General features: G+C 61.2%; 11 protein-coding genes. 2 read left to right on the plus strand and 9 right to left on the minus strand.

Features of this window, described 5'->3' with window-relative positions; genetic code table 11:
• Positions 1 to 119: 119 nt before the first annotated feature.
• Genes U4Z31_RS10185 through hisD form a run of 6 tightly spaced genes read right to left on the minus strand, consistent with a single transcriptional unit; the run spans position 120 to position 6,696 of the window.
• On the minus strand, positions 120 to 890 hold the full coding sequence (locus U4Z31_RS10185) for an HpcH/HpaI aldolase family protein (RefSeq protein WP_321810195.1): 771 nt from the start codon (positions 888 to 890) through the stop codon (positions 120 to 122).
• On the minus strand, positions 877 to 1,857 hold the full coding sequence (locus U4Z31_RS10190) for a hydroxyacid dehydrogenase (protein ID WP_321810196.1): 981 nt from the start codon (positions 1,855 to 1,857) through the stop codon (positions 877 to 879). The genes U4Z31_RS10185 and U4Z31_RS10190 overlap by 14 nt, the downstream gene beginning before the upstream one ends.
• A gap of 7 nt (positions 1,858 to 1,864) precedes the next feature.
• Positions 1,865 to 2,692 carry an NAD(P)-dependent oxidoreductase gene (locus U4Z31_RS10195; protein ID WP_321810197.1) on the minus strand — a complete coding sequence of 276 codons (828 nt, stop codon included), beginning with the start codon at positions 2,690 to 2,692 and terminating at the stop codon, positions 1,865 to 1,867.
• 8 nt (positions 2,693 to 2,700) lie between these two features.
• Complete coding sequence (gene iolD, locus U4Z31_RS10200; protein WP_321810198.1) at positions 2,701 to 4,548, minus strand: 3D-(3,5/4)-trihydroxycyclohexane-1,2-dione acylhydrolase (decyclizing); 1,848 nt, start codon at positions 4,546 to 4,548, stop codon at positions 2,701 to 2,703.
• A gap of 38 nt (positions 4,549 to 4,586) precedes the next feature.
• Positions 4,587 to 5,354, minus strand: a complete 768-nt coding sequence (locus tag U4Z31_RS10205) for an SDR family NAD(P)-dependent oxidoreductase (protein ID WP_321810199.1) — start codon at positions 5,352 to 5,354, stop codon at positions 4,587 to 4,589.
• Positions 5,355 to 5,364: 10 nt separating this feature from the next.
• Positions 5,365 to 6,696: a histidinol dehydrogenase gene (hisD, locus tag U4Z31_RS10210; RefSeq protein WP_321810200.1), complete on the minus strand. Its 1,332-nt coding sequence runs from the start codon at positions 6,694 to 6,696 to the stop codon at positions 5,365 to 5,367.
• A 293-nt stretch (positions 6,697 to 6,989) separates the two neighbouring features.
• On the opposite strand from hisD, the gene U4Z31_RS10215 reads away from it, so the two are divergent.
• Positions 6,990 to 7,793, plus strand: a complete 804-nt coding sequence (locus U4Z31_RS10215) for an IclR family transcriptional regulator domain-containing protein (RefSeq protein ID WP_321810201.1) — start codon at positions 6,990 to 6,992, stop codon at positions 7,791 to 7,793.
• 145 nt (positions 7,794 to 7,938) lie between these two features.
• On the opposite strand, the gene U4Z31_RS10220 is transcribed toward U4Z31_RS10215, so the two are convergent.
• The 3 genes from U4Z31_RS10220 to U4Z31_RS10230 form a co-directional block, all read right to left on the minus strand.
• Positions 7,939 to 9,063, minus strand: coding sequence for a zinc-binding dehydrogenase (locus tag U4Z31_RS10220; protein WP_124488550.1), 1,125 nt, complete (start codon positions 9,061 to 9,063; stop codon positions 7,939 to 7,941).
• Positions 9,064 to 9,264: 201 nt separating this feature from the next.
• Positions 9,265 to 10,734, minus strand: a complete 1,470-nt coding sequence (locus tag U4Z31_RS10225; protein ID WP_124580095.1) for an aldehyde dehydrogenase family protein — start codon at positions 10,732 to 10,734, stop codon at positions 9,265 to 9,267.
• Entirely contained in the window at positions 10,731 to 11,738 is a 1,008-nt protein-coding gene (locus tag U4Z31_RS10230) for an ABC transporter substrate-binding protein (protein WP_321810202.1), read from the minus strand. The genes U4Z31_RS10225 and U4Z31_RS10230 overlap by 4 nt, the downstream gene beginning before the upstream one ends.
• A 410-nt stretch (positions 11,739 to 12,148) precedes the next feature.
• Between U4Z31_RS10230 and U4Z31_RS10235 the strand changes: the two genes are divergently transcribed.
• Entirely contained in the window at positions 12,149 to 13,099 is a 951-nt protein-coding gene (locus tag U4Z31_RS10235; RefSeq protein WP_321810203.1) for a LysR substrate-binding domain-containing protein, read from the plus strand.
• Positions 13,100 to 13,450: the final 351 nt, after the last annotated feature.

Here is a 13,450-nt window from a genome sequence, read left to right on the forward strand (position 1 = left end):
TCAGTCGCTTTTCGCAGACAGGTTCGTACACGTCTCCTCCAACCATTACGATGGGGACTCTTCCTCCAGCGCAGTCTCGGACCCTCGAGTGCTGCGCGGGAAGCGTTCCAGGATTCTTCTTATAGCCCGCGACCTTCACGCGCCGCCCGCACCTCGGCCGCCGTCGCTGCCTTGAGATGATTCGCATCGCTGTTCGGTACGACGAAATCGAATCCCTGGGCGGACCAGCGCGCAGCCACCGCACCCGAAGGACAAAACATGCCGATGTGCTTTTTCTGGGCCTGCGCAGCCTCCTTGCATCGTGCAATCGCGGCCAGGACAGTGGCATCGGTCGGGTCCCCGGCAGTCCCCTTGCCCAATGTCAGCCCGAGGTCGTTGGGCCCGATGAATATGCCGTCCAGGCCATCGACCGAAACGATTTCCTCCACCGCATCGAGACCGGCGACGGTCTCGATCATGGCCAGCCGGACAATGGTCCGGTCCGCATGCTCGAAGTAATCCGGCCCGCCGTAGAGCAGCCCTCGCGAAGGGCCGAAGCTGCGGTCTCCGTGCGGCGGGTAGCGCGTCGCGGCGACGAACGCACGCGCCTGCGAAGCACTGTTGATCATCGGGCAGATGACCCCGTAGGCACCCGCGTCGAGCGCCTTCATCAGAAGCGCCGGATCGCTGTCCGGCACCCGGACAAAGGGCGTCGCCGGCGTGGCGGAAATGGCCTGCAGCATGCCGATCATCGTCTGGACGTCCGTCATGCCATGCTGCAGGTCGACGGTGACGCAATCCACACCGCTCCACCCGATCATTTCCGCGCTGTAGCTGTTGCCGATCGACAGCCAGGCTGATACGGCAGCGCGGCCGTGCTCCCAGCACTCCCTTACCTTATTCGGACGCATTGGACACCTCGTCGAGAACGGAACGATTCACCACAAGCGCACGGTCGAGATTCCCGTCGAGACCGGCCAGCGCGTTCCTGACGGCCATCACACCCATTCCGATCAGCGCCTCGGTACTGAGCGCGGCCGAGTGCGGGCTCAATACGACGCCTTGCTCGCTGGCAAGCGGCGAATCCGCAGGCAGCGGCTCGACCGCGAAGGTATCGATACCGGCACCGCGCAGATGCCCGTCCTTGATCGAGCGGGCGAGCGCATCCTCGTCGACGATGCCTCCGCGTGCGCTGTTGATCAGCACCGCCCCCGCCGGCATCAACGCGAGCTCGCGCGCACCAATGAGGTTGCGCGTTTCGGGTACCAGCGGAACGTGCAGCGTCACGATATCGGCACTCGCGAGTCCGTCGTCAAGCGTGTTCGTGAACGCGACGTCCGGGAAGTTCGCCCGCGTGGCAAACGGATCGAAGACGCTGACATGCATCCCGAAGGCTCGGGCACGCGCTGCCACCTCCTGCCCGATCCGGCCATAACCGACGACGAGCAGCCTGCGCCCTCGCAGCTCGAAACAGGTGATCCTCGAACGCGCCGAGAATTCGCCGGCGCGCACCGCCGCGTCCATCCGGATTCCCGAGCGCGCAACTGCCAGCATCAGGAACAGCGTGTGCTCGGCGACGGAGTTCGAGTTGACGTCCCCGACGACGGTCACGGGAATGCCCCGGCTCGTGCAGTAGTCCACCGGGATGTTGTCGTAACCGACACCGTGGCGTGACACGACCTGAAGGTGCGGAGCGGCGTCCAGCACATCTGCCGGCAGCAGCGCGTCGCGTACCGTGATCGCGTTTGCATCGGTCACGTGTCTCAGCAGGTTCTCGCGCGAGAAATCGGTCACGACCTCGTAGGTGACGTCCGGCCGCGCATCGAGCAGGCGGAGCGCTTCGGCATGAAGCGGTTGGATGCAAAGAATTTTTTTCATGTCTGTCTCACCAGCGGGCGCCGAAAAGGGGCACCGAAGCTCCCGTAGGAATAAACCGGTCGCGTAACGCGGCGGCACGGTCTTTAATCAGGTTGGTCGCGGTCTGCATCGGTCGATGAGACTGGACAGGGTCGTAGCCAATCGTTTCTTTCGCCTCCTCCAGGTCCCAGCGGCTACCGTGATTGCGGGACACGATATTGAGCACCGCAGAGCCATGAAACGGACTTGCGACCGACCGGACCACCGCCTGGGCCCAGTCTTCGTTACCCAACCACATTTCCTGCCCCCAACGACCGAAAGCCATGTGTGGACCGGGGCGGTTATCGCCGGGTTGGCAATAGCCGATCCGTAACGAGATCACCGACATGCCGGTGCGCGCTGCAGCCGCCGCTCCATAACGTTCGACGAAGAGCTTCGACGCCCCGTACGGATTGACCGGCCACGGGTTCAGCACGCTGGTCAGACGCTCATCGCCGAAGCGATAACCGCCGAGCACCCAGTTCGAACTCGCGAAGACAAAGCGTCTCACGCGCGCCTCCTCGGCCGCCCTGAAAACATTCAGCGCCAGTTCGATGTTCAGCCGTGTGATCGATTCCCATGACCCGACCGGTTTCGGATCCGCCGCCAGATGCAGCACTGCATCGGCCCCTTCGAAGCGTTTCGCCCACGATGGGTCGTAGCGTTCCAGGTCGGCGGTAATCACGTTCGGATCACCCGTCGAGTTGCGCCCGATACCGACGACTTCGACGTCTTCGAGCGTCCGTAACGCCGCCATCGCCTTCGCTCCGAGGTTGCCGGTGGATCCGGTCACCAGTACGCGCTTAACCGCAGTCATGGCGCCTCCTAGATGCCCTTGCGCTGGTACGGGCGCAGCGCTTCCTGGGCAACGCGCGCTTCCTCGATCGATGCGCGATGCGTCACCTCCGGCATGCCGACATCCCACCACGAGCCGCCTTCTGCCCATTCATACGGATGCGTGCGAATGGCGATGACATAGGTCCGGTCCGCTTCCCGCGCACGGGCGAGTGCCGCCTCGAACTCGTCGATCGTCGTGACATTCTCGGAAAGCGCGCCCATCGAACGCGCGTGCATCGCGAAATCGATACGCGGCACGTCGCCGGAACGCTTTGACGATGCGAAGAGATTGTTGAACTCCGCGCCCCCTTTGCTCGTCTGCAAGCGGTTGATGACGGCGAACCCGCCGTTATCGCAAACGATGCAGATGAACTTGTTGCCGGTCAGGACCGACGAATAGATGTCGGAATTCATGATCAGGTACGAGCCGTCTCCGACAAAGGCGAACATCTCGCGGTCCGGATTGGCGATCTTCTGCCCATACGCGCCGGCGATCTCGTATCCCATGCAGGAAAATCCATACTCGGACTCGAACGTACCCACGCCGATCGTCTTCCACGTGCAATACAGTTCGCCAGGCAAGCCACCGGCCGCCGACACAAGGACGTCGGTCGGCTTTGCATTGCGTTGCACGGCACCGATGACCTGTGCGTAATTCGGTACGGCCTGCGGGCGGAACGCCGTGTCGCGTTCGATGACGGCATCCCACGCCGCCTTTTCCTCGACGGCACGCTCGCCCCACGCCGCGGGTGCACCCCACCCTTCGAGCCGCCGCGTCAGCCCCTTCAGCGAGAGCTTCGCATCGCCCACGACTGGTTGGGCCATGTGTTTGTTGGCATCGCACCGGTTGGTGTTGAGTGACACGAAGCGCACTTCGTCATTGCGGAAGACGCTCCACGATCCCGTCGTCATGTCGGCGAGCCGCGTGCCGATGTTGATGACGACGTCGGCCTCCGCTGCGATCCGGTTGCCGGCATGGCCGCCCATCACGCCAACCGACGCCAGGTTGAGGCGATGCTCGTGGAGCAGCGCCGAGCGACCCATCACTGTCTCCACGACCGGAATGCCTAACGCGTCGGAAAATCGCGCGAGTTCGTCGCAGGCGCCCGAGTAATGAACGCCGCCACCGGCAACGATCAGCGGCCGTTTTGCCGAACGAATGATCTCGGCCGCCTCATCCAGCTGGATGTCCGGCGCCTGATAGCGCTCGATGCGATGTACGCGCTCCTTGAAGAAGTCGACCGGATAGTCGAACGCTTCGCCCTGCACGTCCTGCGCGAGCGAGATCGTGGCGGGCCCGCAATCTGCCGCGTCGAGCAGCAGTGACACGGCCTGCGGCAGCGAGCTCAGGATCTGCTCCGGCCGGGTGATCCGGTCAAAAAATGCCGACACTGCCTTGAACGCGTCGTTCGTGGTCATCGTCAGGTCGTGGAAATGCTCGACCTGCTGCAGCACCGGATCGGGCAAGCGCGAAGCGAAGTTGTCCCCGCACAGAAGCAGGACCGGCAAACGGTCGGACAACGCCACGGCCGCGGCGGTCACCATATTCGACGAACCCGGGCCGACGGAGGCCGAACAGACGTGGATCTGCTTGCGGCGCCGGGCGCGAGCGTACGCGACCGCAGCCAACGCCATGGACTGTTCGTTCTGGCCGCGGTAAGTGGGCAGCGTTTCCTGCACTTCTTCCAGGGCCGAGCCAAGACAGGTGACGTTGCCATGTCCGAAGATTGCGTGCACACCCGTGAACAGCGGCAGTACTTCGCCATCCGTATCGATTTTCTGCGCGATCAGAAACCGGACGATGGCTTGAGCAAGAGTTAAGCGAACCGTTTCCATCCTGATTGTCTCCAAATGAATTTTTTGTGCTGCCCGGGTCAGCTCGTCGTGGTCCAGCCGCTGTCGAGCATCAACGCGGATCCGGTCATCAGCGCCGACGCATCGGACGCAAGAAACACGACAGCGCCCATGATGTCTTCCGGTACCCCGAGGCGGCCGAGCTTCAACTTGCCGAGAACGAAGTCCCGAAACGCGGCGTCGACGAAAAACGGCTTCGTCATCGGTGTTTCGATGAACGTCGGACAAATCGTGTTCACGCGTATCCCGTGCTCTCCCAGTTCAGCCGCGATCGCCTTGGTCATGCCTTCCACCGCATGCTTGGTTGCGCAATAAACCGTTCTGCGAGCCGCGCCGACGTGCCCCATCTGGGACGACATGTTGATGATCGAGCCCGGTCGCCGTTCGCGGACCAACTTGCGGGCCACGGCTTGCGCAACGAAAAACGCGGCGCGCACATTGACGTCGAACACGAAGTCGTAGTCGGCCGCTTCGGTATCGAGGAAGGCGGCCGGCCGGTTCGTCCCGGCGTTGTTGACCAGAATGTCGAATGCAGGCGCCTGGTCGAGCCACGCGGAAGTCGCGTCGAGATCCACGACGTCCAGCGCGACACCACTTGCCATGCCCCCGACCTCACGTATCGCCGCCGCAGCCTCGCTTACCTCTTGCGGCGAACGGGCTGCCAGCACCACCTCGGCACCCGCCGCAGCCAGCGCCGATGCAGCAGCTAGACCGAGGCCGCGACCCGCGCCCGTGACGAGCGCGCGGCGGCCATCGAGGCGCATGGAAGGCATAACAGGGATAGTCATGATCGCTCGCTCAGTCGACCGCTTTCGCCGTTGCGCGAGGAGCAGCAGCGTAGGGTTTCACGTCCAGGCCGCCGAACCGGCGCAGGCGGATATTGGCCTGCTCGCCATGCCCCGCAAATCCTTCCAGCGCGCACAACCGCGAGCAGTATTCGCCGACCAGCGTCGTCGCTTCGTTGGTCTTCACATACTGATAAGTGCAGGTCTTGAGGAACTTGCCGACCCACAACCCGCCGGTGTACCGCGCCGACTTGAGCGTCGGAAGCGTGTGATTGGTACCGATGACCTTGTCGCCATACGCTACGTTGGTCCGCGGGCCGAGAAACAGGGCGCCGTAGTTGGTCATGTTTTCGAGAAACCAGTCGTCACGGTCGGTCATGACCTGCACATGCTCCGATGCAATGGCATCGGCAACGCGTAACGCGTCTTCGTAGTCATCGGCCACGATGATCTGGCCGTAATCGTTCCACGCCGCACGAGCTGTCTGCCCCGTCGGCATCAGGTCGAGCAGACGCTCGATTTCCCGCTGGGTGTCGCGTGCGAGCTGTTCCGAGACAGTGAGGAGAATCGCCGGCGAATTCGCGCCATGCTCCGCCTGGCCCAACAGATCGACTGCACAAATTTCGCCATCCACCGTATCGTCGGCAATAACCAGCGTTTCCGTCGGCCCGGCAAACAGGTCGATGCCGACTCGCCCGAACAATTGACGCTTCGCCTCGGCAACGAAGGCATTGCCCGGCCCGACCAGCATGTCGACCGGTTGAATCGTCGTCGTCCCTACCGCCATCGCCGCGATCGCCTGAATGCCGCCCAGCACGTAGATTTCGTCAGCACCCGCCAGATGCTGCGCCGCGACGATCGCTGCCGCGGGCTTGCCCTTGAACGGCGGCGCGCACGTCACGACACGCTTGACGCCCGCCACCTTCGCCGTGAGCACCGACATGTGTGCCGACGCCAGAAGCGGATATTTGCCACCGGGCACGTAGCAGCCGACCGAATTCATCGGGATGTTCTTATGACCGAGAAATACTCCCGGAAGCGTTTCCTGTTCGACGTCGAGCATCGACGCGCGCTGGATTTGCGCAAAGTTGCGCACTTGCGCCTGGGCAAACCGGATGTCCTCGAGTTCGCCTTCCGACAGCGCGCTCAGGCAGTCCTGAATCTCCTGATCGGTCAATCGGTAACTCTTGCGCTCGAGTCCATCGAACCTGATCGACATTTCTCGCACAGCCTCGTCTCCGCGGACTTCGACGTCGCGGATCGCGTCCTCGACCATCTGCCTGACTTTGCTGTCGATCTCGCGCCGCGCTGCTTCGTCCATGCCCTGCTTGAGCCAACGTGCCATTTCGTTCGTCTCCTGAAAAATTCATCGTCTACATGCAGTGGATGAGTTCAGTGTAGGAGCGGCCTTCGATCAATGTCAACATATCGCGCGCATGTGCGTTTATCGCACAACGATCATTGAGAATCTGGAAAATCTCGCCGAGATGACCGCCCCACATGGCTTTTCATCCATCCGGACACATCAGCATCACGCACATCCGATTCAAGATTTACGGGAAAACACCTAAAATATCGCACGCTTGCGCGCTTATCGCACGCATGGGACAATCGCGCACAAACACGGCATCGACTGATATGGACTCGACCAAGGAATTGCAGAAACAGGATTTCGCCCAAACCCTCGCGAGAGGCCTTGCATGTCTCGAGGTTTTGGCGGACGCGACTGCCCCGTTGGGATGTAGCGAAGTCGCGGCTGCAATGGGCGTGAGCCGCGCGGCAGCACGCCGCATCCTTCTTACGCTCACGCACCTCGGCTACGTTGCCGAGGACCGCGGGGAATACAGTTCGTCACCCAAAGTGCTCTCCCTGGGCCGAGGCATGCTCGCGAAAGGCAGCCTCTGGAGCACGGTTGCGTCCGAGGTACTGCAATTCGCCGACCGTCTCGATGATGCGTGCTCGATCTCCGTGCTCGAGGGGCTCGACATTCTTTTCGTGTGCCGCGACGCGACACGTCGCATCTTCACGTCCCGGCTCGGCATCGGTGACCGGCTTCCGGCGCATTGCTCTGCAAGTGGCAAAGTGCTCCTTGCGAACCTGTCCGAGGCAGAGCTTGACCGACGGCTGGATGGCGTCAAGCTGAAGGCGCAAGGCCCGGCGTCTATAACGGACACTGCAACGCTGAAGATTGCCCTGAAGCAAATCAGGGCGGTGGACTATGCACTGGCGATCGACGAAATGGAACCGGGGACGCTGTCACTCGCGGTCCCGCTGCGGGAACGAACGGGCCGGGTCATTGCCGCAATGAGCTTTGCCTCTCACAGATCGAGACGCACCCCTGAGGACCTGTCGGCGAATGTTCTTCCCGACCTCCGGAGTGCGGCGACGCGGGTGGAAGCGACCATTCGCGACTTCCAGGACCGAGGATGGGTCATGGTCTAGTCGATTCGCGATCGTCGCGCGGCTGACTGCCCAGGTATTGCGCCCAGTGTGGATTCCGTGGCGGCAGCGGCAGCCGGATCAGCGACAGCGCACGAGACGCTCGCCGGCCCCGAATTGGTTGCCGGAGAGCACCCGCCCATTACCCTCACGCACCCTGACCAAGACGCGGCACGATGACAGGCTTCACTTCCCTGAACTCGCTCATTGCCTGCAACGCCTCCGTCAATCGATCAAGCGGATAGGTATTCGAGATCAGTTTGTGGAAATCGAAGTACTTTTGCCTCGTTGAAACAAACTCGATCGCCTGGTAGAAGTGCCGCGCTTCAGCCATGACAGTCGAGGCGATCTGCACCCCGCGAAACAGCAGCTTGGGTGCGACGGGAATGTCCCCGCTGCCGGATATCCCCACTTGAACCAGCCGGCCGCCAGGTCGCGTCATTCGCAGACCTTCCACCAACGCGTGTGAGTTGGCGCAATTCAATACGGCGTCCGCGCCGCGGCCGGATGTCAGTTCACGAACCCATTCGACGCGCGCTGCAGGATCGGTGACTTCGGTCAAATCGAGTACGTCATCGGCACCCCACTGCTTCGCGACCTCGAGCCTGGTGGCTGGCGCGCCGATCACCAGTACCTTCTTCGCACCGCGGTCTTTGGCGACTGCAAGCGCATACAGACCCAACGGTCCACATCCCTGTATCACCACGGTCTCGTGACTGGAGATGGATCCGAGTTGCTCGAAGCTATGCATCACGGTACGCAACGCACAGGCAGCCGACGCGGCGATTTCAGGCGCCACGTTTTCCGGAATTCGAATGTACAACGCACCGGGCGGAAAGTAGTGATATTCGCTACACCCTCCTCTGAGCTTGCTCGGATGCGAGTGACCGTAGCTCTTGACGTCATGACACAATGTCGTCTGCGTAGCGATGCGGCAATAGTAGCAATGACCGCAATGGGCATATGACGAGATGATCCGATCGCCCGGTTTTAGCGGTTCGTTCAGCACGTCGACAATATCGCCGCCGGTTTCTACAATCGTGCCGCAGGTCTCGTGGCCCGGAATGTATGGCAACTCCAGCGGCTGCAGAAAGGGCTGATCGCCACCGCCTTCCGTAAAGTGGCCCATCCAGCGATGTGCATCGGTGCCGCACAGCGTCGCCGCATCAACCTTGATCAATGCCGACGACGGCTCGATTTGCGGCAGCGGAACGCGCCAAAGCTCGGTAGGTCCTTTGAACTTCGTTACGACGGCTGCTAAGCTTTCGGTCATCTAATACTCCTTCATTCAGAATGTCGGATCGGCGAGAAAGGGTTCATGACCCGCGTTCGCGTCTGGCACGGTCCCGCGTCGTGACACATGCGTTGCCCGCTCCAGACACGAATCGAGCAACATTCGGTGACTCCCGATCCGAAAACGAAGCGGCAACGAAGCAATTCGCTGCCGCCCGTTGCCCCGCACGCTGATGCGATATCAAAACGCGATGTTAATGTTCTTGATTTGAGTAAAGGCCATCAACTCGTCGATGCTTTCCTCGCGACCGATCCCGGACTGCTTGTAGCCGCCATAGGGCGCACCAAGGAAATGCGGCCCGGCGCGATTGACCCAAATGAAACCAGACTCGATTCGTGACGCTGCACGATGCGCGGTGGCAAGGTCCTTCGTAAATATCGAAGCGGTCAGCCCGTACTCGACACTGTTGACTTCAGAAAACAGCGTCTCCTCGTCACTCCACTTCAGCACCGACAGGATCGGACCGAAAACCTCTTCCTGGGCAATTCGCATGTCGCTCTTCACCCCGGAAAAGACCGTCGGGTCGACGTAGAACCCGTTCTGCAAATCGGGCGCCGTCGGCTGCGTCCCGCCGGCCACGAGCACCGCGCCTTCGCGCTTGGCAATCTCGATGTACTCCAGGACCTTGTTGAGCTGGGACTTCGAGATGATCGCCCCCATCGTTGTCGCGGGATCGGTCGGAATTCCGGGCCGGTAGGCCTTGATCTTCTCGAGCACGCCAGCGAGTACACGATCGTGGACCGATTCGTGCACAAACAGGCGCGAGGTCGATCCACACGACTGGCCGCACCACGTAAAATTCATCCCGCGCACGGCCCCTTCGATCGCCCGGTCGACGTCTGCGTCCGGAAACACGACCAGCGCGTTCTTGCCGCCAAGCTCGAAAATCAACTGCTTGAGCTGATTTGCTGCCTGCCTCGCGATAGCACGCCCGGTCGGGACACTTCCAATCAGCGTGACCATCGGAACCTGGGGATGCGCAACCAGTGCCTCGCCCGCGGGAACACCACCTGTAACGATGTTCAGGACACCGGGGGGAAACACGCCTTCGAGGAGTTCCATCATCCGCAGCGCGGACAGCGGCGCCTGCTGCGGCGGCTTGATGATCACCGTATTCCCGGCCGCGATCGGTGCGGCGAACTTCCCGGCGCTGAACATCAGTGGGTGGTTGTACGCAACGATTCTGGCGCACACACCCAATGGCTCGCGTACGGTCAGATTGGTGACCCCACCTCCCATCGGGATGGTTTCCCCTTTGACTTCCGTCACCAGGCCCGCAAAGAAATCGATTTGCGCCGCGGCGTGCAGTACGTCATTCGCCATTTCGCTGACCGGATTACCGCAGTTCTGAGCGTCAATCAGCGCCAGCTCTTCGGCGTTCGCCCGCAGGATGTCCGCGGCCTTCCTCAGCATCGCCGCGCGATCCAGCGGCTTGCTGAAGCGCCAACTCTCGAACGCATTCCGCGCCGCCGACGCCGCGGCATTCACGTCTTCTGCATCCGCCTCGGCGCAACGCCCGAGACTCTCGCCGGTTCCGGGATTGAAAGTTTCGCTGTAGCCCCCCCGAGGAGCATGCCAGGCGCCGCCGTAATAGAGGTCGCGTTTCTTCGGCAACGCTTCGGCCTGACGTTCGGAAACCGCTTGATTCACTTCTCCTCCCCGGATTCAGTCGGATGCAGTTTTCTGGATTCGATATTCACGAACAAATCAAGCACGTCAGGCTTGGTCGAAATGATGTTCTGATCGTGCAGATGCCGAACGAAAGTCGAGATACTGTGCTGATTGGCACTGACGCCAAAGGGCCAATAGTCCATCCCCATGAGCTGGCGCGTCCGTTCGACTTCGTGGACGATGAACGGGGCAGCGACCGCCAACGCATTCAATTCATACAGGTTGGCGACGGCACGATCCTTTGCTTCCTCGAACGCATCAAACAGGCTCTGGGCAGCCCAAGGATGCTGGTCATAAATCGCTCGTTTCATGACGAGCGTGTGCATCATCGGAAAAATGCCCGTACGTCGAAAATAGTCCTCCTCGACTTCCCGGCAGTTCTCGAACAGGTAGCGAACGGTACCCTCGTTTCTTGCCATCGCCCGCGGCGAATGCACCGACAGCAATGCGTCGATTTCACCGCGTTCCAGCATGACTTCAAGACGCGGTTTGTCCTGTTTGGTGCCCGCCACCATATCAGCGGCTTGATGTACCTGATCCGCGTCGGGTGCCGCCTCGACGTCGGTCCCTGAAACCCAGGTGATCTCGCTCGGCTTGATTCCGTAGTCATCCAGCAATGCGCCACGACACCACACCGCGCCGCTCATTTGATACCAGCCGATCCCAACCCGCTTGCCCCTGAGTTGCTCCGGATGCCGGATATCCGAATCCGTGCGAACGTAGAGTGCGGAATGACGAAAGACACGCGACGGAAACACCGGCAGTGCAATGAGGTCATCACGCCCCTTCGCACGCATCTGCACATAGGCGGACATCGACATCTCGCAGATGTCCCATCGCAAGTCCTTCATCTGCTCGTAGAACGTCAACTCAGGCGCTTGGGGCGTGTAGTCAAGCTCGATGTCCCGAGGCCGAATCGTGCCGGTGCGGAAAGGAATGGTGCGGTCGTACTCTCCGCAGGCGAACGTAAGTTTCAACGACATCTAACAACACCCTCCATTGAAAGGAATCTGCCCGAGGCTGCTGGCGGTGCCTTGCCCGAGACGCACAGCTCACCGCTATCCCGCGCACTCGACAGTCGTGCCCGATTAGCGATGCCGTCGCATCCGGGTAGCAACCTGCGCTCGGCTCGACTGTTACGAAAAATTCTGATCCATCGGGGAACACCCGAATCACGCACACTGCATGCCATGAGGGCCGGTCGCTACCCAATATGCTCGCGCTCCCGGAGCCTCTTCGCGGTCCCTCATGAGGGCTCCACGCCGCACGGTCTTTCGCACTTCCAAGACAACGTCGTGACAGAGTTGCAGCTCGCCGACCAATTATGGGAATATCGATAGACACTGATCAAATGATTTGTTTGATCCTTTTGATAACACATTCGGTATGAGTCATGATCCCGCTGAAGAAAGCTAGCCGACTGAGGCGTATGGTGCGGCCAGCACATCTGGAACTACTGGCGGCCATGCAGCACGCACCTACACTCGGCGCAGCCGCACGCGCCGCCGGCGTCGCCCAGCCAGCCGCATCACGGCTACTCAGGGAGCTCGTCGACATTACCGGAATCGAACTCTTCGAGAAATTCGGACGAACTTTGCGGCCAACCCCGTCGGGGAAGATCGTCCTGCAGCATGCGTCGCGGCTTGTCACTGAGCTGGACCGTCTCGAGGCGGAACTGGAAGCTGTCGATCGAGGCCTGATGGGAACGGTTTCGATTGGTGCCGGCGTGGCGCCGTGCTGCGTTCTCGTTCCCCGTTCGATCAATCTCCTGGCCCAAAGTGGCCCGAAGATCTTCGTCAGTCTTCGCGAAGGCGGAATGGACGAGTTTGCCGAACGCCTTCGCGAAGGTCAGATCGACTTGCTCGTCGGTCGTATCGAAAACGCAGGCCGCTATAGCGACCTCGCATTCGAGGAGCTTTACGATCCGTCCATGCGGATCGTCTGCGGACCACAACATCCCCTGGCGCACCGACAAACGCTCTCGGTGGCCGAGGCCATTCGCGAAACCTGGCTCCTGCCCGAGTCGAATACGTCCATGAGACGTGGCATCGAGACGCTTTTCAAGACGGAGAAGGTGTGGCCGGACGAGTGTTTGTTCGAATCGTCATCGATTCTGGCAAATGTAGCGTTGCTTGGCGGAAACAACGTCGTCTGGGTATTGTCTGCCGATATCGCGACTCATTTCGAACAACTCGGGCAGCTTAAGATATTGCCCGTACCTGAGTTGCCTGGTCCTGGGCCGGTCCTGATGGCAAGCCTGAAATCTCGCAGTATCTCTGCGCCGGTCACACGCATGCAGGACTGTCTGCGCCAAGCGGCGAACGAGCTGTCCCGCAGCGAATAGCCCATACAACGTGCACGGCGGCGCGGACCGACCCCGGTTCGGGTCGTCACATTCATTCCGTACGTAAAACGTCACGCCGAGCGTGCTGCGCTTGAATGCCCCGTGCGGTACCTCGAACAGTCGGCAAGGCTCAAAGGGTGCACAACGGGCATTGGCGCGACCGGAGTCGACCGCGCAGACTCTCGAGTCGACGGCGGCCGATCCGATCCCCTGACCGGAATGTACGTCGCTCTATCGGCCGCCTGCGCGCATTCCCCCGGTTGATTGATCACTTCAAGCGCGCCCGTTCCGTGCCAAGGCACGGCAGAAATGCGTGTTTCGCGCCGACTGCCGCGCAAGCGGCCGACGATC

This window comes from Burkholderia sp. BCC1985 (assembly GCF_905339915.1).
Lineage (GTDB): Bacteria > Pseudomonadota > Gammaproteobacteria > Burkholderiales > Burkholderiaceae > Burkholderia.